Origin of the sequence: Lewinella sp. JB7 (assembly GCF_024297185.1) — a bacterium.
GTDB lineage: Bacteria > Bacteroidota > Bacteroidia > Chitinophagales > Saprospiraceae > Neolewinella.
This window is the reverse complement of the sequence record NZ_JANCTD010000002.1, coordinates 436,350-461,469: the sequence shown is the minus strand read 5'-3', so window position 1 is coordinate 461,469 and position 25,120 is coordinate 436,350. Positions and strand designations below refer to the sequence as shown.

General features: G+C 60.0%; 22 protein-coding genes. 11 read left to right on the top strand and 11 right to left on the bottom strand.

Annotated features, from left to right (window positions below):
- Window positions 1-13: 13 nt before the first annotated feature.
- Entirely contained in the window at window positions 14-1,492 is a 1,479-nt protein-coding gene (locus NMA52_RS05425) for a GH3 auxin-responsive promoter family protein (RefSeq protein ID WP_254826633.1), read from the bottom strand.
- Between the two features lie 58 nt (window positions 1,493-1,550).
- Window positions 1,551-2,495, bottom strand: a complete 945-nt coding sequence (locus NMA52_RS05420) for a lytic transglycosylase domain-containing protein (protein WP_254826632.1) — start codon at window positions 2,493-2,495, stop codon at window positions 1,551-1,553.
- Between the two features lie 176 nt (window positions 2,496-2,671).
- On the opposite strand from NMA52_RS05420, the gene NMA52_RS05415 reads away from it, so the two are divergent.
- From NMA52_RS05415 to NMA52_RS05395, 5 genes are all read left to right on the top strand, one after another.
- On the top strand, window positions 2,672-3,250 hold the full coding sequence (locus NMA52_RS05415; protein ID WP_254826631.1) for an RNA polymerase sigma factor: 579 nt from the start codon (window positions 2,672-2,674) through the stop codon (window positions 3,248-3,250).
- A gap of 20 nt (window positions 3,251-3,270) precedes the next feature.
- Window positions 3,271-4,086, top strand: coding sequence for an anti-sigma factor domain-containing protein (locus NMA52_RS05410; RefSeq protein ID WP_254826630.1), 816 nt, complete (start codon window positions 3,271-3,273; stop codon window positions 4,084-4,086).
- 257 nt (window positions 4,087-4,343) lie between these two features.
- The gene (gene dnaG, locus NMA52_RS05405) at window positions 4,344-6,407 is read left to right on the top strand and encodes a DNA primase (RefSeq protein WP_254826629.1); all 2,064 of its coding nucleotides are present in this window, start codon (window positions 4,344-4,346) and stop codon (window positions 6,405-6,407) included.
- 16 nt (window positions 6,408-6,423) lie between these two features.
- Window positions 6,424-6,990 carry an RDD family protein gene (locus tag NMA52_RS05400; protein ID WP_254826628.1) on the top strand — a complete coding sequence of 189 codons (567 nt, stop codon included), beginning with the start codon at window positions 6,424-6,426 and terminating at the stop codon, window positions 6,988-6,990.
- A gap of 12 nt (window positions 6,991-7,002) precedes the next feature.
- Window positions 7,003-7,584 (top strand): RDD family protein, encoded by a 582-nt coding sequence (locus tag NMA52_RS05395; protein ID WP_254826627.1) that lies wholly within the window; start codon window positions 7,003-7,005, stop codon window positions 7,582-7,584.
- A gap of 3 nt (window positions 7,585-7,587) precedes the next feature.
- Here NMA52_RS05395 and NMA52_RS05390 read toward each other — a convergent pair whose 3' ends face one another.
- The 4 genes from NMA52_RS05390 to NMA52_RS05375 form a co-directional block, all read right to left on the bottom strand.
- On the bottom strand, window positions 7,588-8,508 hold the full coding sequence (locus NMA52_RS05390; protein WP_254826626.1) for a DUF4249 domain-containing protein: 921 nt from the start codon (window positions 8,506-8,508) through the stop codon (window positions 7,588-7,590).
- A 26-nt stretch (window positions 8,509-8,534) separates the two neighbouring features.
- The gene (locus NMA52_RS05385) at window positions 8,535-11,231 is read right to left on the bottom strand and encodes a TonB-dependent receptor (RefSeq protein WP_254826625.1); all 2,697 of its coding nucleotides are present in this window, start codon (window positions 11,229-11,231) and stop codon (window positions 8,535-8,537) included.
- A gap of 12 nt (window positions 11,232-11,243) precedes the next feature.
- Complete coding sequence (locus NMA52_RS05380) at window positions 11,244-12,104, bottom strand: FecR family protein (RefSeq protein ID WP_254826624.1); 861 nt, start codon at window positions 12,102-12,104, stop codon at window positions 11,244-11,246.
- Between the two features lie 117 nt (window positions 12,105-12,221).
- A complete protein-coding gene (locus NMA52_RS05375; RefSeq protein WP_254826623.1) occupies window positions 12,222-12,806 on the bottom strand; it encodes an RNA polymerase sigma-70 factor in 585 nt (194 codons plus the stop codon).
- A gap of 77 nt (window positions 12,807-12,883) precedes the next feature.
- Here NMA52_RS05375 and NMA52_RS05370 point away from each other — a divergent pair, with 77 nt between their 5' ends.
- Entirely contained in the window at window positions 12,884-14,470 is a 1,587-nt protein-coding gene (locus tag NMA52_RS05370) for a sodium:alanine symporter family protein (protein WP_254826622.1), read from the top strand.
- Window positions 14,471-14,560: 90 nt separating this feature from the next.
- On the opposite strand, the gene NMA52_RS05365 is transcribed toward NMA52_RS05370, so the two are convergent.
- A complete protein-coding gene (locus tag NMA52_RS05365; RefSeq protein WP_254826621.1) occupies window positions 14,561-15,385 on the bottom strand; it encodes a hypothetical protein in 825 nt (274 codons plus the stop codon).
- A 73-nt stretch (window positions 15,386-15,458) separates the two neighbouring features.
- On the opposite strand from NMA52_RS05365, the gene NMA52_RS05360 reads away from it, so the two are divergent.
- From NMA52_RS05360 to NMA52_RS05350, 3 genes are all read left to right on the top strand, one after another.
- Window positions 15,459-17,585: a heavy metal translocating P-type ATPase gene (locus NMA52_RS05360; RefSeq protein WP_371930941.1), complete on the top strand. Its 2,127-nt coding sequence runs from the start codon at window positions 15,459-15,461 to the stop codon at window positions 17,583-17,585.
- 1 nt (window position 17,586) lies between these two features.
- Window positions 17,587-18,552 (top strand): PA0069 family radical SAM protein, encoded by a 966-nt coding sequence (locus NMA52_RS05355; RefSeq protein ID WP_254826619.1) that lies wholly within the window; start codon window positions 17,587-17,589, stop codon window positions 18,550-18,552.
- Window positions 18,553-18,718: 166 nt separating this feature from the next.
- Window positions 18,719-20,443, top strand: coding sequence for a hypothetical protein (locus NMA52_RS05350; protein WP_254826618.1), 1,725 nt, complete (start codon window positions 18,719-18,721; stop codon window positions 20,441-20,443).
- Here NMA52_RS05350 and NMA52_RS05345 read toward each other — a convergent pair.
- Complete coding sequence (locus NMA52_RS05345; protein WP_254826617.1) at window positions 20,409-21,188, bottom strand: OmpA family protein; 780 nt, start codon at window positions 21,186-21,188, stop codon at window positions 20,409-20,411. The genes NMA52_RS05350 and NMA52_RS05345 overlap by 35 nt on opposite strands.
- A 58-nt stretch (window positions 21,189-21,246) precedes the next feature.
- A complete protein-coding gene (locus NMA52_RS05340; protein WP_254826616.1) occupies window positions 21,247-22,248 on the bottom strand; it encodes a Smr/MutS family protein in 1,002 nt (333 codons plus the stop codon).
- Window positions 22,249-22,342: 94 nt separating this feature from the next.
- Between NMA52_RS05340 and NMA52_RS05335 the strand changes: the two genes are divergently transcribed.
- Window positions 22,343-22,999, top strand: coding sequence for a class I SAM-dependent methyltransferase (locus NMA52_RS05335; RefSeq protein ID WP_254826615.1), 657 nt, complete (start codon window positions 22,343-22,345; stop codon window positions 22,997-22,999).
- Here the strand turns inward: NMA52_RS05335 and NMA52_RS05330 are convergent.
- Both NMA52_RS05330 and NMA52_RS05325 read right to left on the bottom strand, forming a co-directional pair.
- A complete protein-coding gene (locus tag NMA52_RS05330) occupies window positions 22,996-23,763 on the bottom strand; it encodes a sterol desaturase family protein (protein ID WP_254826614.1) in 768 nt (255 codons plus the stop codon). The two genes, NMA52_RS05335 and NMA52_RS05330, sit on opposite strands and share 4 nt — an antisense overlap.
- A gap of 3 nt (window positions 23,764-23,766) precedes the next feature.
- Window positions 23,767-24,222 (bottom strand): DUF2059 domain-containing protein, encoded by a 456-nt coding sequence (locus NMA52_RS05325; protein WP_254826613.1) that lies wholly within the window; start codon window positions 24,220-24,222, stop codon window positions 23,767-23,769.
- A gap of 60 nt (window positions 24,223-24,282) precedes the next feature.
- Between NMA52_RS05325 and NMA52_RS05320 the strand changes: the two genes are divergently transcribed.
- Complete coding sequence (locus NMA52_RS05320; protein WP_254826612.1) at window positions 24,283-25,116, top strand: glycerophosphodiester phosphodiesterase family protein; 834 nt, start codon at window positions 24,283-24,285, stop codon at window positions 25,114-25,116.
- Window positions 25,117-25,120 lie beyond the last annotated feature (4 nt).

Sequence of the window (25,120 nt, the reverse complement as noted above, 5' to 3'; positions counted from 1 at the left end):
AGTTACGCCCGGATCAGAGTTGGTCGACCAGTTGGCGGTCGTTGGAGAGGCGGGGTACCTTATTCTGGCCGCCGAGCTTTCCCTGTCTTTTCATGTACTCGCGAAACGCCCCGGCGGGCAGCTCCCGCAGTACCAGCGGACGGAGGATCTTGCCTTCGATCAGGTCCCGGTAGTACAGGTTTTCGCCGACCATGGCCCGGTCGAGGGCGGCCGCGAAAGCCTCCGGGTCCCGGGGGGGAGTGGCGAATTCCACGAACCATTCGTGGTACGGAAGGCCCGAGGCGGGGTTTACCTGGGGCGCTACGGTAAATTCCGTTACGCTGGCCCCAAAGACCTGGGCGGTCTGCCGCAGCGCGGTCTCCACTTCTTTACCGATGACGTGTTCTCCGAAGGCGCTGATGTAGTGTTTGATCCGGCCGGTGACGCGAATACGGTAGGGATCGGTGCTGACGAACTCCACCGTATCGCCGATATTGTATCCCCACAGGCCGGCCGTAGTTGACAGGATTATGGCGTAGTTGCGGCCCGTTTCCACCTCCCCCAGGGAAAGCCGGGTCGGGGCATCGCTAAATACTTCCTCCGCCGGAATGAACTCGAAGAAGATGCCGCTGGCGGTATTGAGCAGCAGTCCCGGTTCGGTCTGGCTGTCCTGGTAAGCGATGAAGCCTTCGCTGGCAGGGTAAGTTTCCACGCTGGGAATGCGTGCGCCGACCAGTCGCTCGAGGGATTGGCGGTAGGGCTCGAAGTTCACGCCCCCGTACACGAACATTTCTAGGTTGGGGAAGAGCTCCCGGATGGTGCGCTTGCCGCTCCGGGCGAGCAGTCTTTCGTAGTACATCTGCACCCAGGGGGGGATGCCGCTGATGAGACGCATATCGGCGTGAATGGTCTCATCGACGATCGCCTCGAGCTTCGTTTCCCAGTCTTCTATGCAGTTGGTGGGGTAGGAGGGGAGTTGGTTGGTGCGCAGCCAGGCGGGCACTTCGTGGTTCACGATGCCCGAAAGCCGGCCGGTGGGAATGCCGTTGGTCGCCTCCATTTCGGGGCTGCCGCTGAGGAAGATCATCTTGCCGTCGAGCCAACGTGCGTGTCCGGTTTCGGCCACGTAGTTGAACAGCGCGTTGCGCGCCGATCCGAAGTGATTGGGGAGGCTTTCGCGGGTGAGCGGGATGTACTTGACGCCGCTGGTCGTGCCGCTGGTCTTGGCCAGGTACCGGGGTTTGCCGGGCCAGCATACATCGGACTCCCCCGACTTGATGCGGTCAAAATAAGTGCGGAAGGCTTCGTAGTCACCCACGGGTACCCGACGCTTGAAGTCGGCGTAGGTCCGGATCTCCGCGAAGTGATGATCCTGTCCGAAGGCCGTGTCGCGGGCGGTGCGCACCAGGTCCTTGCGGATCTCTTCCTGCAGTTCGACCGCCAGCCCCGCCCGGTAGCGGATACGGCGGCGGAGGTAGTGGGCGTAAGGCTTAAGTAATAAGGATTTCTTCACGGTCGGGGTCGTTGGGGGAGAAGTACCCGGAGGCTGACCCCGGGTGGCGTTGCCGATCTTATCGGTTGGCTCCGTTCGGTATCCGGATTTCCATTGTAGTGCCGGCGGGTACGGTAAGCTGGCCCGTAATGAGCCAGGGGTTGTACCGCTTCAGCAGGCGGTAGGTAGTTCCCTGCCGCAGGGCGAAATCGCCAAGGTTGGTGATGGTAGTGTCCACGACCACCGTGCGGTAGTCATCCAGGCCGGGATACGTCTGGCCGGCCTCGAGGTGGTAGCCGAACGCCGCCGGATCTTCCATGATAGATTTAAGCGCTACGATGCGAAAGAGGTATTGCATCGTTTCGGCATTGATGTCCAGGTCGTAGAGTTCCTCGGCGCGCTGGCGTTCCAGCCACTTGCTCAGGTTAGGTCCGCCCATATTATAGGCGGCGGCAACCTTATGCCAGTCTCCGAATTGTCGATAATAATCTTTGAGGTAGGCCGCCGCCGCCCGGGTCGACTTCTCGAGGTGAAAGCGCTCGTCCACTTCGGCGTCGATGCGCAGCCCAAATGCCCGCCCGGTGGGTGCCATGAACTGCCAGACGCCCTTGGCACCCGCCGGGCTGACGGCTTCGGTGAGGGTGCTTTCGGCGGCGGCCAGGTACTTCAGGTCGTCGGGTACCCCCTCTTCCCGCAGAATACGCTCGATGGTCGGGAAGTAGCGGGGCTGACGCTTGAGGAGCAGCAGCGTATTGCGGTGGAAGTAGGCATTGCGCATAAGCTCGAGATCGAGCCGCTCCCGCACGTCGAAATTGTCCAGGGGCAACTCCTTACCGGCGAAGGAAAAAGGCCCGGACAGGTCAATCGCGTGGACCAACTGGGGCAGGCCGGAGGTGGCGGTCACCTGCTCCGTTGACGGTTCACGCTTATCCCCACCGATTTCACGACCCGTGCTGAGCAGGACGAGCCAGAAGATCAGGAACACCAGTCCGATGCCGATACCCCCCAGTAGTGCCTTCATCATGTATTGCCATTTTATCTACCCCCCTTGATGAAGAGGCAGGGGCGCAAATTAGCCCATTCTCCCGCGGGGACCCCAAATTATCGGCTAAATGTATTTCTGCCGGATTGCATAGCTTTTTTTTTAACGTACATTGCGCCTGCGCGCCGCCGCCCCTTATTAACCCTAGCAAGCCATCATTGGCGAATCAAGATCACCAGGCCGTCCTTCTTCAGCTCCTGCTCGCGCGGGACGAGGCCGGTATGCGGTATCTTTTTGACCACTACGGGGGGGCGCTCAACCTCATTATTAGCCGGATTATCACCGAACCCGAGGTAGCCGAAGAGGTGCTGCAGGACGTTCTGATGCGGATCTGGGACAACGTGGAGAAGTACGAAGCCGACAAGAGCCGGCTCTTCACCTGGATGGCCCGGGTCGCCCGCAACGCCGCCATCGACCGGGTCCGTTCCAAGTCATACCGCAAGCAGGGGAAAACCGATCGGATGGATGCCGTCGTAGTTAATCACAACAACATGAGCGAGTCGATGCCGATAGAGCACATCGGACTCGCCAAGTTAGTCAATAAACTTGATACCAATTATAGGTCAATAATTGACCTGCTCTACTTCAAAGATTACACTCAGGCTGAAACCGCTGAGGCGCTCGACCTGCCCCTGGGCACGGTCAAGACCCGGTCTCGCCGCGCGTTGCAGCAACTGAGAAGCATTTTAAAGAACGAATTGATCCTCTTAATCCTCTACACCTTCCTCTCACACTAGCAAATTATTCTAAGATACCCGTGGACCTCACTGCATACATAAACTCCGGCGTTCTGGAACTATACGTTCTGGACCGTCTTTCCCCCGACGAGCGTCGGGCGGTGGAGCGGTATGCCGAAGCGTACCCCGAGGTCAGAAACGAGTTGCGGGAGATCGAACGGGCACTGGAGGAGTACGTCGTACTGCAGGGACAGGCCGCCCCACCGCCGGCCGCCCCGGTCCTCGATCGTGTGCTCGATCAGGTCCGCGGCGAAAGGGCGGAGACGGCTCTTCCGGCGGGCAAGGTTTCCCAGGCAAAATCAGGATCTTCCCCCGTGCTGGTGTGGGCCCTGGCCATCGCCCTGATCCTGGCCGTGGCCGCCGTCGCTTATCTGCTGTCGCAATCGCAGCAGCGAGGTGAAGCACTGTCCCAGAGCGAACAACGACTGATCACCCTACAGGCGGATTGTGAGGAAATTAGGGAACAAAATCAGGATAACCTACAGCAGTTGGCCGTACTGTCCGACGCCGAGACGCGGAACATCGTACTCGCCGGTTCGGAAAATGCTCCGGACAGCCGGGCCGTGGTGTTCTATAATCCCGTCGCGGGTCAGACCCTCTTCAGTCCGGCCAATCTTCCGGCGCCCCCCGCGGGAAAACAGTATCAACTGTGGGCGATCGATGCGAACGGTCCGCAGGACCTCGGCGTGCTGGACCGGAACATCGCCAGCGGTAGCTTACTTGATGTGGCCTACCTGCCCGGAGTAGCGGCCTTTGCCATCACGCTCGAAGACGAGGGGGGCAAACCGCAACCAGATCTCAGTCAGTTGCAGGTGATCGGCGAGGTCGGTACCTAAACAAAAACTGCCCCGAACGAACATAATGCCGTCGGGACAGTCCACACACTATGAGAACACCCATTAAATTCTTGCGACGTTCGCGAGTCGCCACGCGGGTATATCTATAAGACAATTGGAAGGCAAAAAAGTATGCGACCCGGGGGGAGGTATCGCGTTAAAAAAATCGTAATGTAACTGACTTACAAGTATTTACGTCGAAGTAGCCGGTCGAGTCTGCCGCTTAGCCGACGATTAAATTCCGTACCTTTGGACCCATGATCACGGATGAAAGTGTACGGGAAGTAATCGATTCGGCGCGGATAGAAGACGTGGTTGGCGACTTCGTGAATCTCCGGCGTCGGGGCAACAATTATTCCGGTCTGTGCCCTTTTCACAATGAGAAGACTCCTTCCTTTAATGTAAACCCTGCACGTAACATTTACAAGTGTTTCGGCTGCGGCGTGGGGGGGGACCCGGTTAAATTTTTGATGGAACTGGAGCAGCTTTCGTTTCCGGACGCCATCAGGTGGATCGCCGCGAAGTACAACCTTCAACTAGAGGAACGGGAGGTCAGCCCGGAAGTTCGGGAAGAACTTCAGGAAAGGGACAGTCTTATTATTACTAATGATTTTGCCCGCAGCTATTTCGGCGACCAGCTTCACCGCACCGAAGAGGGAAAAAGTATCGGGCTGAGCTACTTCAAGCAACGGGGTTTCCTGCGGGAGACGATGGATACTTTTGGACTGGGGTACGCGCCGGCCGCTCGCGACGGCCTACTGCGTGCTGCCACCGCCGCCGGGCACAAGGAAGAACAACTGGAAAAACTCGGACTGATCCGCAACGGTCGTGATTTCTTCTACGATCGGGTGATGTTCACGATCCATAATCTGGCGGGTAAACCCATCGCCTTTGCCGGTCGGGTCCTGCGCAAAGACGTAAAGGCGCCGAAGTACGTCAACAGCCCCGAAAGCGAAATTTACCATAAGTCCGACGTTCTGTACGGCATGCACCAGGCCCGTCAGGCGGTGCGCAAGCTCGACAACGTCTATATGGTGGAAGGCTACACGGACGTCATCAGTCTGCACCAGAACGGCGTGAAAAACGTGGTGGCCACGTCGGGCACCAGCCTGACCACCGGGCAGGCGAAACTCGTAAAACGGTTCACCGAAAACGTTACCCTCCTCTACGACGGGGATAAAGCCGGCATCAAAGCGGCCCTGCGGGGGGTGGACGTACTGCTCACCGCGGATCTCAACGTTCGGGTGGTCGTACTTCCCGAGGGGCAGGACCCGGACAGCTATATGCAGGCGGTCGGTAGTACGAAGTTTGAGGAGTATCTGGAGGAGCAGCGGAAGGATTTCCTGTTCTTCAAGGCGGACCTGCTCCTGGAGGAAGCCGGGGAGGACGTGTCCCGCCGTACCGCCGCGATTCGGGACATCGGGGCTACGCTGGCTCTGGTGGAAGATCCCCTCAAACGGGCGGCTTATCTGCAGCAGTTCAGCGGCCGGTTGGGTATTCAGGAGCAATTGCTGGTGAACCTCGTCAACAAGGCCATCGCCGATCGCCGGGCGCAGAGCCGTAAGGACCAGGAACGGGAGGCCCGGCGCCGCCAGCGCTCTGACCGGCAAGCGCCACACCCACCGACTTCGCCTACGCCCTCCGAGGAGGACGACTGGGATAACCTGCGTGAACCGGGTTGGGTGAACGAAACGGACGAACCCGCCGAGCCGGTGGCGATGACGGCCCCCGTGGATGAACCCGCCACCGCATCCGATGCGGAAATGGATCTAGGGCACGGGTACCAGGAAAAGTTTTTGCTCTACCTACTCGTGCAGCACGGACACAAGTCGTACGATGACGCGACCTCGACCAGCGTCGCTACTTACCTAACCGCCAACGTCGCCGACCTGCTGGGTGACTTCGACCGGCCGCGTTACCGGGAGATCGTCCACTTGGTGATGGCTCACCTCCGTGAGCACGGGCGGCCGCCGGATGCTTCCTGGTACGGAAGCCACCCCGACGCGGACGTACGCAAACTAGCCGTCGAAGCCGTCACCAGCCCCTACACCTACAGTCCCAACTGGCAACTGAAGTACGGCTTGCGTCTGAGCCAGAAGGCCCCCGAGGAAAATCACCGGTTGGCCGCCGAAATATTTCTGCGAATCTTCCGGATGGAAAAGATCGAACGAAAGTGCAAGGAAAATGCAGCGGAAATTTCCCGTTTGGAAGTTGCGGGGGACCTCGCTAAGTTGCGCACTCACCTCCGGGTGCAGATGAAACTCGACGAGATGCGGATGGCCCTGGCAAAAGAGCTGGGAACCGTAGTTTTAAGCCGCTAACCGCAAATCCACGCTTATGACTACGGAGACCATCGAGGACATACCACTTTCCACCCGGGCCGAACCGGCAGGCTTCTGGATCCGTCTGGCCGCCGCGCTTATTGATTTTTTGGTACTGCTGCCCGCGGCGGTGCTCGGCATTTACTTTACGGCTTACCGGCAAAACCTGTTGCTCGTCGTGCTGGTCATGTTACTGACGGCGTGTTACAAACCGGTGATGGAACACATTTACGGGGGGACACTGGGAAAACTGGCCTGTAACCTCCGGGTCACGGATGAGCACGGCGCGTTTTTGTCACTGGGTCAGGCGTGGCTTCGGTATACCCCCTGGCTGGTTGCTACCGTGTTAGGCTTATATCTCAACTACGCGATGTTCGGTCAGGACGACTTCCGGGAAATAACGGGCTATTTCGAGTACGTGGAGTACCTGCAGAACGACGCGGAGGTCGTACGTTTGGGGCGGATTCAACAATATGCGTCCCTGTTGCCCCTGCTGTCGGCGCTGGTTATGCTTTTTAACCCACCTAAGCAGGCCGCCCACGACATTCTGGCTGGCAGTTTCGTCGTGCGTCGTCCATCATAGATCCCCAAGCCCGTGACTTCACAAACCATTCAGGACCTTCCGGACCCGACCACCGTACCTACGGCGGGGTTCCTGCCCCGCGTGGCGGCGTACCTGGTCGATCAGTTCGTGCTCCTGCCGGTGATGTACGCTATCTTTTACTTCATGGTGGAGCGTCCGCTGCTCTATGCGGTCATCGTACTCTGGGCGCTACAGACGCTGTATAAACCCCTAACGGAAAGCCTGTTTGGCTGCACGGCGGGGAAGTGGATCATGCGGTTGCGGGTGGTGGACCGCGGCACCCACCGGAAGATCGGGCTCAATCAGAGTTTCGTGCGTTACCTACCCTTCGCTGTTTCCGCTTTCGCGACGCTCTTCGTGCAGATTCGCATGTTTGAGGCACCGGAATTCCGGGAAGTGACTGACCTGGAGCTGTACGTAAATTACATGTCGAGCTTTCCCCTCAACCAGAATCTGCTTGTCAATATTTGCAATAATTTCCCGGTGTTTTCCGCCGTGTGGCTGATCATGGATCCCTGGAGCCGGGCGCTGCACGATCGTTGGGCCCAGACTTTCGTAATTCGGGTGGTACCCGCCATGTCCCCGCCGGCCTAGAACCTATTTAACGAGCAGTCGGAGATTCTGGCGTACGGAGTTGTAGCCGGCGAAAACTCCGAGTCCCTGGTCGATATTATTGAACAGGATAACCGGCTCGTTCAGGCCCAGCTGGACGCCGTCGTAGCCCATCAGGCTGCGCTGGTAGTGGTAGTATTCCGGACTTACCGTCCGCAACTCGGCGACGATCTCGCCGGGGATTTCCAGACTGGTATCCAACTGACTCTGCAGGTGAACCTCCACGGCATCCTTTTCGCACTTATCGCGTAGGAGCACACTCACCGTACCCCCCTGCCGCGAGACCCGTGAGGGGGTGCCTACGGACTTCAGGTATGAACTTTGGCGAATGGTATCTCCCTTGGCATCTACCTTATAGGCGATAGCCTGCTGGTAGATTCGCAAATCGTAGTAGTTTTCCTCCTCGACCGGATCGGCGTAGTCGATGATCAAGGCGTAATCGTAGGTAGTAATCGTTCCCTCCGTTTTCTGGGTCAGTCCCCGAATGGCAATCGAGCGGATGGGGATGGAAGCGGGGATGCTGCTTACGGCGGTCACGGGATCATAGCCGTCGGCGGCCACGTGAATCGTGTACCGCCTACCGACCTGGGGGCGAAAGTCCGTGGTGCGGTAGCTGCCGGCGGCGGCGGATTCCGGACTGGGAATGAAGGTAAGACGCTCGGCCAGTGAGTCGCCCTCGAATAGCGTGACTTCGGCGTGATCGACGTTCGTAAAGCTTCCCCCGAGGGGCCGGCTGGCGGAGATGCGCAGCGACACCAACTCGTCGGGGTAAAAGTTGGAGTTGATGACTAAGCGGCTCTTGGGGATATCGATATTCAACTCCACCGGTTCCTCACAGGCCAGGAGGACCGCCAGGCCGCACAGGGCGGCTACATGGGTGATGTAATGAGGAGCGAATTTTCGCATAATGAGTAAAAATACTCATTTGTCGACTATCTTCCAAAGGTGGCACTATTTCCGCTCGAGAAGGTGAGGCGGTAGCTGACGGAGGGCAACAGTGGAGCTACGAAAATCTGGTAAAACTGAGTACGACTCTGGAGTTTATCCTCCTCGATGTAATACTCCGGGCGGGTTTCGAAGTAGATCGGATTATGCCGGTTGTATACGTTGTACAATCCGAAATCGATGGCGTGAGTGAAGTGACTACCGGGGGCGGTGAGGACGGTGTGCAAATTCAGGTCGAAGCGATGGTTAGCGGGCATCCGGTAACCGTTGCGCTCACTGGTGATCGGGACCTCCGTGGACCATCCGCCCGTTCCCGGATCCTGAATGGTTTCCAAACTAAGGCTGTAGGCCAGTCCGGTTTCGTAGCGCCAACTACCGGTGAGGGTCGTGCGCTCGCCGAGCTGATAGATCATCAGTAAATTGACGGCGTGTCGCCGGTCGTACCGGAAGGGGAAGGGCCGACCCAGGTTGATCTGGCCGTCAAAATCGCGTATGCTCCGCGCCAGGGTATAACTGAGCCAACCTCTGATTTTACCGCGGCTGCGTTGCACGGCCGTCTCGAAACCATACGCTTCACCCCGGCCGTGGCTAAGGTTCTGGGTCCAGTTATCGGTACTCTGCGCTCCTTCGGCGTAGGCGACCAAACGGTGGAGTGCCTTGTAGTACACCCCGGACTCTACGGTCCAGGTCGGTAGGGGAGCAAAGGTGAGTTTACCGCTGATTTGGTCGGCGGTCGACGGGGGCAGGGAGGGCGCCGAGGGTACCCACAGATCCGACGGTAGTCCGATGACGAAACTGTTCAGTAAGTGTACGGGCTGGACGGTCCGGTCGTACGTGGCTTGCCAACCCACGGACGCGGAAAGGGGGCCGGCCACGACCAGGCGGGGGGAGAGGGAGAAGTAGTTTTTGTGCTGGTTGCTCCACAGTCCGGCCCTCAGCCCGGCCCGGTACCTGGTCGTACCGAGGATTCCGTGGTAGGATGCATACACCGCGTACTGGGAAGGGTGATGGGTGCTGGATTCCCCGGATTCCTGTTCGATGGTATAGTTGGCGAGTTCCTCGTTGCCGTTGAGCAATCGCGGCGCGAACCGGTGGGCATTCATTTCGGCCCCGTAACGCAGGTAGCGATTGGCCCCCATGCTGGTCTGTCCGTCAAAGGCAAAACCCAGTTGTCTGATCTGGGAGGCGTAGCTTCCGCTGTACACCTCGCCGCTGGCGTAATCGTTGGTCAGGTTGAGCAGACTGTCGGAGCGCTCGAAGGCGGATTCGGTGAGGAGGTCACTGTACGACAGGCGAAAATTGCCGAAGGTCCGGTCGGAGAATACGTGGTTGTAGCGAAGTGCCCCTACGGTGTTTCCCCAACGGACATCCTCGCGTCGGTAAACGGGTGCCGTGTACAGAAAGGTGGCTCCCCCCTCCGTGGTGTGGGATACCGTGTTAGACTGCCAGCTGGAGTTGCCGTAGTTGTCGAGCCCGGAATAAAGGCTTAAGTAAATCCGGCCCCGCCGTCCGGCCCGTTGATTCAGTTTGAAGTTGACGTCGTAGACGTCGTAGTCCGTCAGGCCCTGGCGTCCGCGGTTGGCCTTGTACCGGCGGCTGTACTCCCGGATGAGCTGGCCCGCCCAGAAATAACGTCCCGTCAAAAGAAAGGAACTCTCGCCGTGACGGATGGGGCCTTCGGCGGAGACCTGGGCGCTCAGCAGACTGCTGCCGACCGTGAGTTCGTTTTCGTATAGATTTCCGTCGCGGGTGTGCACGTCGAGGACGCCGCCAATCCTGCCTCCGAAGCGGGCCGGTAGACCATCCTTGTACAAGTCGATTCGTCGGATCGCCTGGTTACTGAAGATGCTGAACAGTCCACCCGCATGACTCAGACCGTAGACCGGTACCCCGTCGAGCAGGACCAGGTTATGACCGGCCTCACTGCCACGGATGAAGATGCCGCCGATGCCGTCGGCGCCACTGGTAACCCCGGGCAGCAAGCGAGCGAGTTGCAGGGGATCGGCTTCCCCGCCGAGACCGCCGAGTTGGGAGACTTCGGACCGGCCGATGCGCGATCCGGTTTCCAGGTAGGCATTCGCCCGGCCTTCGCTTCCGGAGGCCGTAACAATGATTTGCGGCAGTTCGCGGTTAGCCTGTAGTTCGAGATTTACGAGGCTGTCCGATCGCAACACCAGGGTCCGTTCAAAGGGAAAGTATCCGACGTAGGTAACCCGGAGGCGCTGATCGCCCCCGTGGGTAGGAAGAGTGAAAAAGCCGTACTCATTCGTTTGGGCCACGATCCCCCGGTCAACCAACTGTACGGTGGCGCCGATGAGTCGTTCGCCGGTCCGTTCATCGGTCACCATACCGAAAATACTCAGGGAACGGGACAGCAGTTCCGGATCCGGAAGAATCAGATATCCGGCCGATCCGCGGGAGTACGTGAGCTCGGTATCCCGCAACAGGTACTCCAACCAGCGGGCCAGGGTACGCCGTCCGCCGGGAATACGGACCTGCCGGGCGGGAAGCTGATCGGGGCGGTAGCTTAGATCGGCTCCGGATTGGTTAAGCAGGATAAGTGCCTGTTCGATCGAAAGGACCCGGCGGGGGAGGGGAAACCGTTCCGCGTCATTCTGCCCGGCTACGGATAGTATCGGCCCACTCGTCAGAATAAGAATGAAGAGCAGGCGCGGCCACCACATGGAGGGAGGGATTTATAGAGAACAAGGTCCGCTCAGCTCGTAATGTTTACCATCGGAACCCTGGGGGGTAAGGTCGAGCCCGCCGAGTTTGGCGATATCGGATAGCACGGCTCCCGCGTCCCCGCCCTGATAATTGCCGCTCACGGCATAGTTGCATGGCTTGCCGCCGGCCCAGGTACATTCGATGCCCCAGTTGTCGTAGAAATACTCCAGTACCTCCGACATGGGGGTATGATCGAACTTCAGGGCTCCCGTTCGCCACGCGTGGTGATTGAGGTTGGGAGAACTGGCGTGCTTGAGGGGTTGACCCGCCCGGGCTAGGCCGCATTCGAGAGCGGACACCTCAATCGCTTCACCGTCCCGTTGCAGGAGCACGGAACCCTCCGATACTTCAACCTCCATGGTCCGGTCTTCGGTGCGCAGGTTAAAGGCCGTGCCCGTGACCCGCAGTTCGGCGGTCCCGTTGGAAACCAGGAAGGGACGATCCCGGTCGGGATGCACTTCAAAGAAGGCCTGACCGCGCAATTCGACGCGGCGGGTCTCCAGATTGTAGTCGTCAGGGTCGTAAGTAGCCTCGCTGCCCTGCTGGAGGGTAATGCGGGTACCGTCCGGAAGGTCGAAGGCGAGGGGTTGGTTGGATTGATTGATCAGTCGTTCCTGATTCCCGGGCCCGAGCAGGAACAACAGTCCGGTGACGACAAGTGCCAGGGCGGCGGCAGCACCCATGAGGTAGGTACGCCGCGAGTACGGCCGCAACCGACGAACGGGAGTGATGCGGCGGTGGAGTTGCCGCAGCCCCTGGTCCACGTCCGGCGTGTAATCCTCCCGGTAAGTGGAGACCAAGCGGTCGATGTCCTTGTAGTCTAGAGGCATGAGAGTTTGTCGTGAGTAATGGCTTCACTGACTGGACCCCAAAAGTAGGGAAGCCCCCCAAAGGGGATCCGATCTTTTGCCGGAGTTTGGTCCGTTGGCTGACTCCATGGGCTCAAATTAACCAAAGTAGCTCAATATTAATAGGATTGCGGGAGCCAGCCATTCCCGTAAGAACTTGTAGGCCCGGGTCATCTGGTTTTCCACGGTCTTGACGGAGATGCTGAGTTCGTCGGCAATTTCGCGGTGACTCATGTCTTCCACCTTGCTCATGACGAAGACGAGGCGGCAGCGTTCGGGGAGGCGGTCGATGGCCCGATTGACCCGGGTCTGGAGTTCCTCCCTCTCCAGGGCGGCCGTGGGTTGCTGGTGAAGCGTGTCGGCGGTGGTGTCGGAGGGTTCCGCGTCGTCGACGGGTATGCGTTTGCGGTCGCGGAGAAAGTTGAGGCTGCGGTTGCGCACGGAGCGCCGCAGGTAGGCATTTACCGCGGGCGTCTCTTCGGGGAGCCGGTCGCGCTTCGTCCATAGGCTGGTAAACATCTCCTGCACGATATCCTCGGCGGCCGGCCCGTCGCTGACCAGTCGGATGGCTACCCGGCAGAGGTCGACGTAGTAGCGCCGGAAGAGCTCGTCGAGGGCGGCAGACTCACCCGTCCGCAGAGCTGCGAAGAGCGCGGTATCGGTAGCGGAGGTGGTGTCGGGCATAGCGAGGTGGTAAGGTAGTATTGTTTTGAGCTTTTAAAAAGTTCCTACCTTGCGTCGCGCTCAAATTAATCTTCCGCATGGTCAAACGTTTCTACTTTCTCCTTCTATCACTTTTCGGTCCTCTCTTAATCCTTGCTCAAGACAACCCGGAACTGGTGGAAGACGTGGAGACGACGGGAACGACCATCGACGAAAAAATTCAGGCGGTTTTCGAGCCGATCACCCAGGTCGTGGAATCGATCGTCTTCTTTACGGTCCCGATCGCCGGCTTCGAAATTCCCTTCGTGCTTCCCTGGTTGATCGTCGGGGCTACGGTCTTTACGATCTACATGGGCTTCATCAACATTACGGGATTCAAGCACGCCCTGGATGTCGTGCGGGGCAAATACGACGATCCCGACGATGCCGGTGAGGTATCCCACTTCCAGGCGCTTACCGCGGCGCTTTCCGGCACGGTCGGCGTCGGCAACATCGCCGGAGTGGCCTACGCGGTCGCCCTCGGCGGGCCCGGCGCTACCTTCTGGATGATCGTGGCCGGTCTGCTGGGCATGACCTCCAAGTTCGTGGAATGCTCCCTCGGGGTCATGTACCGCGACGTCCACGCCGACGGGTCGGTCTCTGGAGGGCCGATGTACTACCTGGATAAGGGACTGCGCGAAAAGGGGCCGGGCTGGGGTACCCTCGGTAAGGTCCTGGCCGTCATGTTCTCCATTGCCTGCATCGGCGGAAGTTTCGGTGGCGGCAACATGGTCCAGATCAATCAGGCTACTCAGCAACTCACGGAGGTAACCGGCGGCGTGGACAGCTTCTTCTACGGCCGCGGCTGGATCTTCGGCGTAGCGATGGCGATCACCGTCGGACTGATCATCCTCGGGGGCATCAAGAGTATTGCCCGGGTGACCGACAAGGTGGTTCCCTTCATGGTCGGCGTATACGTACTCGGCGCACTGATCGTACTGGGGTACCACGTTACCGATATTCCCGCGGCCTTCGGAACCATCATCGACGGAGCCTTCAACGCCAAGGCCCTTTACGGCGGCATCATCGGCGTTCTCATCCAGGGTTTCCGGCGGGCGGCATTCAGCAACGAGGCCGGCGTCGGTTCGGCCTCCATCGCGCACTCCGCCGCGAAGACCGACGAGCCCATCAGCGAGGGTATCGTGGCGCTGCTGGAGCCCTTCATCGATACGGTTGTCATCTGTACCATGACGGCCCTGGTGATCATCATCACCAACTACGGCGGTTACGGTGCCGAAGCCGCCTTCGCTAACAAAATGAGCGGTCAGGTAGGTGACATTACCCTCACGTCCGCCGCCTTCGAGAGCGTGATCAGCTGGTTCCCCCTCGTCCTGGGCGTGGCGGTCATCCTCTTCGCCCTATCGACCATGATCAGCTGGTCGTACTACGGCCTCAAGTGCTGGACTTACCTCTTTGGGGAGAGCAAGACCAACGAAGCGGTATACAAGATCATCTTCTGCATTTTCGTGGTCATTGGTTCGGCAATTTCGGCCAGTGCCGTATTCGACTTCGGCGACGCGATGATCTTCGCCATGTGTTTCCCCAACGTATTCGGGCTGTACCTCCTGATGCCCAACGTGCGGCGGGCGCTGTCCAGCTACATGGCACGGGTTCGCAGTGGAGAGATCGCCCGCTACGATGACTAAGGTCAGGGTACCGGATTCGTAAAAAACGAAGCCCCGCCGACCACTGTGGTCGGCGGGGCTTCGTCTATAGAAGGAGATACAGGCTAAAACCTACTTTCCGGCCGCCTCCGTCGGGAGCTCCTGCAGCGTGATGGTGCGCACTACGGGGTTCAGGGGGGTATCGACGATGCTGTCGCCCGACATCAGCGTCAGCGTAATGGTGGTTTCCCCCATCGGTAGGCCCTGCAGGTAATAGGGCTTCCACTCGTCGATCATGAAATCCTTGCCGTTCACGGTGGCCTTCACCTGATACTCGTTGCCCAGCGGCGCGTTGACGGGGTAAAAGTCGAGCATGACGTTCTCCGTTTCCGCCTTTCCGGTATAGGTGCCCTTCGGCCGGCTGTAGAACAGCATGGGCTCGGTGACGGGCGCGGGATTAGAGAAGCTGTTGTTGTTCACGCTGGCCTTCACGGCGCGGTGGGCCTTGTCCGTTTTGATGGACTCGTGGTAGCTCCGGCTCAGGAAGGTCAGTAGGTAGTGCTCGCCGTTGGTCATGGGGTGATCGAACGTGGGCTCATACTTAGCGATGTAGGGCTCGTTGTCCACGATAAGATGGATGTGCTGCCCCTGTTCGGAATTGGCGCACATTAACGAACTGGCGTCCTCCGTCTGGCGACCGAGGGTATAGCCGCCGCTCACGGTATAGTTGAAGGTGCCGTTTTCGTAGGACCAGTCGTCAATACTGGCGTTGGGATAGTCCTTCGTCGGGGGCATATCCGTGAGCCGGATAGCGTCATTTCCGGGGTTGCCGGTTCCGATCAGATTGTCGCCTTCCTCCTCGACGCCCCCCTGGTCCATGGCCTCTTCCGGAGTGTCGCCCCCGCACGACCAAGTGGCCAGAAGCGCGATAAAAAGTAGTGTGTGCAGTGATTTCATGCTAGTGTGATTGATTTAACCGTTCGACCCCTTAGGGCGTTACCACTAGAAGTTACTTAAACACATTTAGTTCGTGACGAAGCGGCCAGACATTGTAGAATTGCGGGTGGACGGAATGGATTGCAATAACTGCGCGATGTCCATTCAACGCTTCCTCGAACGGCAGGGGCTCCAGGACGTGATGGTCAATTTCCAGACCCGCGAAGTGCGGTACCGGCGTGACGATTCGGTCGCGGACGCGGGAGCCGTGCGGACCGGCATCAGCAAGCTGGGCTATACCGTCGTCAACGATGACGACGGTGCCGACGGGGGCACGGATGCCCGGCGGGGACTCTCCGCGCGGCAGCGGCTAATCATCTGTGCCGTGTTCACCCTGCCCCTGTTGCTCGGGCACTTCATTATGATGACCGGACTGGAACTCCCGCTCCTCGAAAGTGGATGGACGCAGTTCGCGCTGGCGCTGCCGGTCTATCTGATCGGCGGACTGCATTTCGGGCGATCCGCGCTGGCCGGATTACGGCAGCGTATGCTCAATATGGACGTCCTAATCTTCCTCGGGGCGACGGCGGCCTTCGTGTACAGTCTGGTAGGTTTATATCTGCAGGAGCCCCGCTACTACTTCTTCGAAACCGCCGCGACCATCATCACCCTGGTCCTGGTGGGCAACTGGCTGGAGGCGAGGGCGGTAGAACGTACCACGACCGCCATCGGTGCCCTGACCGACCTGCGGGAAGAGACGGCCCGCGCCGTCATGCCGAGCGGGACCATTGTAAGTCTGCCCGTGGACGAGGTGCGACCGGGTACGCTCGTGCGGGTCAATACCGGCGACCGCATCCCGCTGGACGGAATTGTTCGCGAGGGTGGCGGCAGCATCAACGAAGCAATGCTCACCGGAGAGAGCCTGCCGGTTGTGAAAAACCAGGGCGACCGGGTGCTGGGGGGCAGTATTCTGGTATCGGGGCAGGTTACGGTGGAGGTTACGGAAGCTTACCGCGACGGAACCCTTGCCCGCATTATTGAACTGGTCAAGACCGCCCAGTCCGATAAACCGCAAATCCAGCGTCTCGCCGATCGCATCAGCGCCGTATTCGTACCGGTCGTGGTGGTGATCAGCTTGCTGACCTTCGTGGTGGGCTGGCTGACGGGCTACGCAAGCCCGACCCAGGCGCTCATGAACGCGATTGCGGTTCTGCTCATTTCCTGCCCCTGTGCCATGGGCCTCGCGACTCCGACCGCCGTGATGGTGGGGGTAGGGCGCCTAGCCGGAAGTGGCATCCTGATCCGGGGGGGAAGTACGGTCGAAAGCCTGGCAAGTATTCGCCAGATGGTCTTCGACAAAACCGGAACGCTGACCACGGGAGAACTCGAGATCGGAGAATTTCACGTGAGCCCGGGTGAGGATGCACCCGTCATCCGCCGGCTCGTGTTCGATCTGGAAGGCTACAGTTCGCACCCCATCGCCACTTCGGTGCGGGACTACCTCTGGAAGCAGGAGATGGCGGAGCCCGGCGACCCCGCCTACCGCCGGCTGGCCGGTGAGCTCGACGTGCGGGAAACGGCGGGACTAGGCCTGCGATCGGGCAACTTATTCCTGGGCGCGGCACGGGACACTGAACTCGATGCGGACGTCGTGCTCCGTGACGGCGACCGGGTACTCGCCTGGTTCACCCTGACCGATCGGGTACGGGAGGCGGCCCCGGACCTCGTGAGCAGTCTGCACGCCGATGGAATCGAAACTATTTTGCTGACGGGTGACCGCCGGGCAAAGGCCGATCGGGTAGCCCGTCAGGTAGGCATCGATCGGGTATACGCCGAGCAGCTGCCCGACGAAAAACTGGAGCGCATCTCCGAGCTCAGCGACCGGGCGCCCACGGCGATGGTTGGGGACGGGATCAATGATGCCACGGCCCTCAGCCGCGCCGACGTAGGGATCAGTCTGGGAGGAGCCAGCGCCGCCGCGCTCGACGCCGCGCAGGTGGTCCTTATGCGCGACGATCTGTCGCTGCTCGTGGAGGGACGGCGCATCGCTCATTTGACGGTACGCACGATCCGGGAAAGTCTGTTCTGGGCCTTCAGCTACAACATCGTGGCCATCCCCCTGGCCGCTCTCGGATTCCTGAATCCCATGTGGGCGGCGTTATTTATGGCCTTTTCCGACGTGGTGGTCATCGGAAACGCCATTCGACTAAAACGACGGTAGCGTGCACCCGTCCAAAGATCCCCTTCGCGGGCGCGGCGCGAAAATCAACTCGCACAACCCGTACGATAATCTTCGCTACGACGAGTTGCCCGATCCGGACGATAACCTGCGCACGGAATACATTCCCACCCACCCGAAGACCATCCTCAATCGCATTACGAGCCCGGACCTGGGGCAGGGCTACGGCCTTAACTGCTATCAGGGGTGCGAACACGGCTGCGTGTACTGCTTTGCGCGTCCGACCCACGAGTACTGGGGATACAGCGCCGGGCTGGACTTCGAAACCAAGGTTCTGTACAAGGCTGAGGCCCCGGCGATCCTGCGGCAATCTCTGCTCAAGAAATCGTACGACCCCCTGCCGATCATGATGTCCGGAAGCACGGACGCCTACCAGCCCGCCGAACGCGGCTTCGGACTTACCCGGAAATGTTTGGAAGTACTGCAACAGTTCCGTCACCCCGTTGGCCTGATCACCAAGAACAGTCTGATCGTCAGAGACCTGGACATACTAACGGAAATGGCTGCCGACCGGCTCGTACACGTTTGTTTCAGCATTACTACGTTGGAGGAAGACGTGCGCCGGATGCTGGAGCCGCGTACGGCAAGTATCGCCCAGCGATTTCGCGCCGTAGAAACTTTAAGCGCGGCCGGCATCCCGGTGATGGTTAATATCTCCCCCGTCATCCCAGGCCTGACCGACCACGAGTTGCTTCCCATTGCCCGGCGGGCGGCGGAGGCCGGAGCCCGTAAGATCGGCTACAGCATCGTCCGGCTGAACGATTCCGTTGCCGATATTTTCACCGACTGGATCCAAAAAACGTATCCCGACCGGGCGGATCGCGTACTTAACCGTATACGCGACTGCCGGGGGGGGTACTCTTGGGGAAAAACGGTTCGGGGTGCGCCACCGGGGGGAGGGCGTGCTGTCGGAACTGATCCGCCAGCAGTTCGAACTGGCCCGCCGTAAGTATTTTTCCGGGGCCCCGGACTGGCCGGCGTACGACTTTAGTGCCTTCGAGCAAGGACGCAATCCCCAGCTCCGGTTGTTCTAGCCGGGAAAGCCCGGTTCGCGCGGACAATAACCGGCTGGCTTGAGCATTAATGGAGTAGCCTGACGTTAGACTCCACCCTACATGCCTGCTTACCGCCTACTCCTGATCGTACTGGTTTACCTGTTGCTTATTCCCCCAACCACCGAGGCCCAGCGTCGGCGCAATCAGGACGAAGATTCCTGGCCTCCCCAACGTGCCTACAGCCGGCTGTTCCTGGGGGGAGCTTTGCAGGGCGTATTCGAGCGCCACTACGACTTCTGCGGCTTCACGAAGCACGAAGGCAAGCGGGATTACACGCCGCCCACCATTGAGAAGTTTCTGGGACAGCGCTCCCTGCGTACCCGCGTGGAGAAAGCGGACATCAACGGAGGTAACCTGCTGAGCTACGTATTCTCCGCCCGGGAAATCGCGGCACCGCTGGACGCCATTCGGTTTAGCCCCACCAATCTCCTGTACGCCGAAGCGGACGGCATTGATCTGTTCCCCCAACCCCGGCCAGGCTTCGATGCCTTCGTGCTCACCAAGAATTGCGGGGGTTACCTCAAGGCCTCCCTCGATGCCGGATTCAAGCCCCCTTACGCCGCTTTCGCCGCTGCGCTCAACACCGACGCCAGCCGCAGCAGTAGCGTACTGGCCATGGCCGGAAGTTTTGAAAGCCCACTGACGTCAGTTCTAGCTGCCAACGACGCCCGTACCACCGAGCTCATGGCCCGCCTGTGGCAATTCTACGCCGAGCATCCGGAATACCTCGGAGAAGCCTACTATCTCCGTCAGTTCGAAGGCGTGCTCATAAAACATCTGACGGACAGTAAGGAAGTTTCCGCCGCGGAACAATCGGTGGGCATCAACGTCTCCCTCCCCCTGACCGCCCGCGTGAACAGCAACCTTAGCCAACGCCGGGAGAGCGAACATACGTTCTCCGGAACGGACTGGGAAACAGTCGTCTATACGGACTTCAGTGGCCCCTACACCCGGGCTTCCTTTTTCCAACGGCTGCCGGGGCCGGCCGAGATCGGAGCGTATTTCGCGAACCTCTCCGCCGTTGCTCAGGCCCCGCCGCCCCTGCGGGAGGCCGCCGCCCACCAGCATACGGTACACGTGGGTGGACTGCCGGCCGCCCTGGCTGGAGCAGGGTGGCACGTAGAGAATCTAGGCGGCGATGTGTACACGGAAGTTCCCCGCCTGTCGGTCAGCCCCACGGAGGAGGGCGTCTCGTTCACCCTGACCGGAAATGCCGCCCCCGCGCTCTTCGGAGTGTCCGCGGGTGCCCGGGTGGCTATATCTTACGAACTGGTACTTCCATCGCGGACGTCGATGCCCTCCATCCGCATTCCCGTCCGGGAACAACTATCTACTTCGGCGCACCCCCTGCTCGATCTGGCCGGCACGCGCTTCGAACTTCACCGACGCAATACCGGACAGTACGCCCTGCAGTGGCACCTCACGATCAACGTCGATGACCGGGAAAATCCCCTGGATCCCGGCGGTCGCTTCGACGCCCGGCTACTGACGATCGGCGTCCCGGGAGAACTGCTGGACGCCCGCGTCGTGTCGTCCACTTATGACGCCCGCCGGGCGGTCCTCAACGTGACGCTTGAGAGCGAACGCAGCTGGCCGCTCCGCATGATCGATGATCGCAACATGCGCACTTTTCCTCTCGAGGCCGAGCTGAATCTGCCCGTACGGGAGGGCTTCGGGGTCTGTCGTAGGCCCATTACGACGCGGCTGGCCGTTCCGAATATCGCCGCTCCCGCGACCCCGCCGATTCCGTTTATCCGTCCGTCCCCCGGTCCTGCGCAAGGTTGAAGAACTCGTCCAGATCCGGCGTAATGACGATCTCCGTCCGGCGATTCATGGCCCGGCCTTCGGGGGTATTGTTGTCGCCGCGGGGATCGTTGTCGGCCCGGCCGGCCGCCGTGAGCCGGTAAGGGTCCACGCCGAAGTTGTTCACGAGCTGGCGTACTACGGAAGCGGCCCGCATGGTGCTGAGCTCCCAGTTGTCCTGGATGCCCCGGCCGTTGACGGGTACGTTGTCGGTGTGGCCCTCTACGATCACGTCGATGTTCTGATGGTCGTTGAGCACCCGGCTGACCTTATCGAGCACGTTGGTGGAGGCGGGGTTGAGACGGCTCGATCCACTGGCGAAGAGCAGTTTGTCGCTTATGCTTACGAGCACCTTGCCGCCCCTTACCTCGACCTTCACGTCCTCGTCGTTTACGTTGTCCAGGCTGCGCTTCAGGTTAGTCACCAGGGCGAGGTTGATGCTGTCCTTCCGCTGGATACTGCGGTTAAGCTCGTTGATGTAGCTGGTCTGACCACTCAGGCTCTGTAGACTTTCCCGGATGCTGGTCGCACCTTCCTTGGAAATGACGGACAGGTCCTCCATGCGGTTCAGCAGATCGCCGTTGGTGCGTTGCACGCTCTCGAGCTGGCCCTTGATGAGTTCGTTCTCCCGTTGGGAGCTGGCTAACTTCGTTTCGAGTTCGGTTACTTTAGCCTTGTTGCAACTAAGCATGGTCAGCAGCAGGAGGGCGAGGGAGAAAATTTTCATTCGGTATACGTTTGGTGTGGCAATAACGGCATTGTGAGGCGGATTAGCGTTGCGCGGTCTAGCTTTCAAAGAGGACTTCGGTTGCCCCGTAGCCGTACTTGGGATGGTAGCTGTTGTGAAATTTGCGCACGAAGGGTACGTGTTTGAGGCGTTTGTGCACTTCCGCCTTCAGGATTCCGTCGCCCACGCCGTGCAGTACGTACACCTGCTTTACGTCGAGCCGAAGTGCCTGATCCATGTACGCATCGAAGGCCCGCATCTGTACCGCCAGTGCTTCTTGCTTAGGTACGCTGGCGGGGTCGTCCACCAGTGCGGACAGGTGCAAATCCAGCGTGTCGTTAAATTCCGAACGAGCGAGTAGGGGATTCTCCGCGGGGGGCGCTGCCGGTACCGGTTGTTGTTTTTTCAACTGGGCGCGGGTGAGTTCGCGCAGGCTGGGACCGGAGGAGCGATCGGCTACGGAGCGCGCATCGAGTTTGGGGAAGATGGCGTAGACGTGGGCGCCCCGGCTCAGTTCGGGAACTTCACGGTAGCTGCTGAAAAATTGCTTCGGCTTAATCTTCAGTTGCTGGAAGTGGCGGGGACCGGTCCCGCCCTCCACCGTGGCACGGACGTCCAGATCGACCGTCAGGCGTTCGTTGAGCCAGTGATAGGGGATCAGTTCAAATTTCAGTTTATCGTAGGCGGCCAGGGGGCCGAACTTGGCCGCCCGCTTCGTGGATCCGGTGTGTACTTTGATCTCGTACAGCAGTTTGCTGCCCGTGCCGTTGATCAGGTACAGCTGATAGCTCTCCGGATCGCCGTCGCCGTTGAAGATCGGATCGAAGGCCAACTGTACACCCGTATCGTGCTGGCTGTCGCGCTGAATCGGAGCGGTTCGGGGCGGGGCCGCGGGTGCGGTGTCTCCCGAAATTAGCGATAGGGCGTGGCTGGGCGCGGGAAGGTAACCCAGTCCACCGTCGAGCCTGACCTGGAACAGATCATTGCCGAGCAGGGAAGATACCGTGCCGGTTTTTTGGGTGCGTGACATGATCACGCGGTCGCCTACTTTGAAGTTCATGGATAGATATTTTATGTAGATGTAAAGGTTTTGGTCACGGGGTTGTTTCGTCACTCCCTGACCCGGTTTGCCGCCGCGTCATACCTTGCGGGCGATGCAGGATCGGTGGATTTCGTGGCGGTGGCAAGTAGCCCAGTTTCTGGAACACCGCTGGTGGCGACGGTACCTCCGTAAGCAGTCACCCGCCGCCTATCTGGCCGCGAAGGATGCTTACTGGCAACGGCTACTCGCGCAACTGGAATGGACGATCGTACCGGGTCACACCGCCCTCGATGCCGGTTGCGGCCCGGCGGGGATCTTCCTGCACCTGCGCGATCGTCAGCAAGTGACCGCCCTCGATCCTCTGCTGCACCGGTACGCATCGCTCGCCATCTTCTCCCGCGATCGCTACCCGGAGGTTCGCTTCGTGCAGTCGCCGCTGGAAAACCTCGGGTCCGACGGGCTCTACGACGACATCTATTGTATCAACGCCATCAACCACGTACGGGACTGGGCGGGAAGTATGGACGTACTGACCTCCGTAGCGCGCCCCGGCACGCGCATGCTGCTCATCAGCGACGTCCACCGGCACCGCTGGCTGCAGCCGGTCTTCCGGTTGCTGCCGGGCGATGCCTTACATCCCCAGCAGCACCGGGCGGAGGACTACCGGCGGGCGCTCACGGGCCGGGGCTGGCGGATCGACCGGGAAGTGTTGCTTCGCCGGGAAACCATCTTCGACTACCGGGCCTGGGTGTGTGAATATCGGCCTTAGTCCTCCGGATTCGTGAAACGCCGAAATCGTTCGCGAAAGCCCGGACTTTCCGTGCCCATCCACCGGTCCCAGAAGGTGAAGTACAGACCAAAGTTGTACCGTGCCTGTTTATGGTGTACGTCGTGGTGGGTGGCGCCGATAAGCCCGCGCACCACCGGCACCTTCGACCAGCGGGCGGGAAACACCTCGATACCGGCATGATTGATTGTAGCCGAGAGCGTCATAATGGCGAGGAGGGTCAGAAACGCCAGTGCGTGCATCGGGATGATCATTACACTGAGCGGAAGGAACACCGCCTGCAGCACGGCCTCGGTGGGGTGGAAGCTGAAGGCGGTCCAGGCGGTGGTCTCGATACTCTCGTGGTGCCAACGGTGTACCCGTTCGTAGATGCCCGGGCGGTGCATCCAGCGGTGGATCCAGTAATAATAGGTCTCCTGCGCCAGCAGAAAAAGTAGCGGCCCCAGCAGCAACCAGATGACGTCCCGGGTACCGGTAAGCGTCAGGTACAGCTGAGTATGATCTTCCTGCCACAGGTAGAGGACCAGGATGCCGAATGCGGCGAAGATGAGGGATACGATGGCCGACCGTTGGATTTCCCTCCGGACCTGGGCCCCCGCCCCGACCTCGTAGTGAAAAATACGGTGGCGCAGGCGGTCGCGCAACCGCAGACGGAGCACGTAGTGGTACAGTCCGCTGAAGAGGAGGTAGCGGATAAAGATGACCATAAACAGGGCCCCGATCCAGAATACCCAGTGCCCCAGCATCGGCTAGTGTTTTTCTTCCGTGGCGGCGGCCATCCGTTCGGCAATGAGGCGGCCCATGTCCTGTCCCCACTGGCTGCCGGCCGCCATACTCTGCTGCATCACGGTTTCCTGTTTCGATACGATTTGCTGCGCCAGGGTATCTTCGAAGTAGGCGATCTGGAAGTCAATCATTTCGGGCGTGTAGTTATCCCGGTAAATACGCACCAGGGCGGGCTGAATTTGTTCCCAGCCGACGCGGTGCACTTCGGCACTAAATTCGCTCCAGAATTCGGCGGGCAACGCCGGCTCCGCCACCCCGGAGCGCTGCATCTCCACCAGGTTGTCGATCGCGGCCAGAAACTGGGCGCGGGCGCCGGAAATCTCCAGCAGGTGGTTTATCTTGGCGTCCAGCGGAGTCGCTCGCTCCTGGGCACTCAGGGTGCCGCTGAGCAGGACTATGATAAGGATCAGATGCTTCATAAGTCCAAATATACTGCTCCCTATCCACTGCCCTAGTTCGGCTATCATTCCCCTACCCGTATGTCCACAGCCCGCGAGCCTATTCCCTTCGATTGGCAGGGTCACCGGGGCGCCCGCGGTCTGCTTCCCGAAAATACGATTCCCTCCTTCCTGCGTGCGCTGAGCTATCCTGCCGTAACGACCCTGGAACTTGACGTCGTCATCTCCGCCGACGACCGGGTGATCGTGAGCCACGATCCCTATATGGAGCCTGAAATTTGCCGGACGCCGGCGGGGGATGAGATCACGGAAACGATAAGTCTGCGTACGCTCACCGCCCGGGAGATCGCGGCTTACGATTGCGGGCAGCGCTCCCATCCCCGCTTCCCGGAACAGCGAAACCGTCCGGCCACTAAGCCTACCCTGGCCGCCGTTTTCGCCGCCGTGGACCGCTACTGCGTTCAACACCGGCGCGCGAGCCCGCGCTTCAACATCGAACTGAAGTACCAGCCGGAGTGGGAACCGGCGTTCGTGCCCGACCGGGAAACGTTCGTCAAGCTCGTCCTGGAGGATGTAGCGGCCTGGGGGAGACCGGAACTGGTTAATCTTCAGTGTTTCGATCCACCCACGCTGGCCGAGATTCACCGCCGGGCACCGGACATCACGCTGGCCTACCTGGACGAATCACCCGGGGGGGTGGCCCGTAAAATGGACGTTCTCGGTTTCGTGCCACCGATCTACAGTCCCTGGCATACTAAGCTTAATCCGGAGATCGTCCGGGAGGCCAGGGGGCATGGTATGCGGGTAGTGCCGTGGACGGTGAACGAGGTGGCACGTATGCGGGAGCTGCGGTCGCTGGGCGTCGACGGTATCATCACCGATTATCCCGACCGTATCGCGAAAGCATTAATTTAGTCCG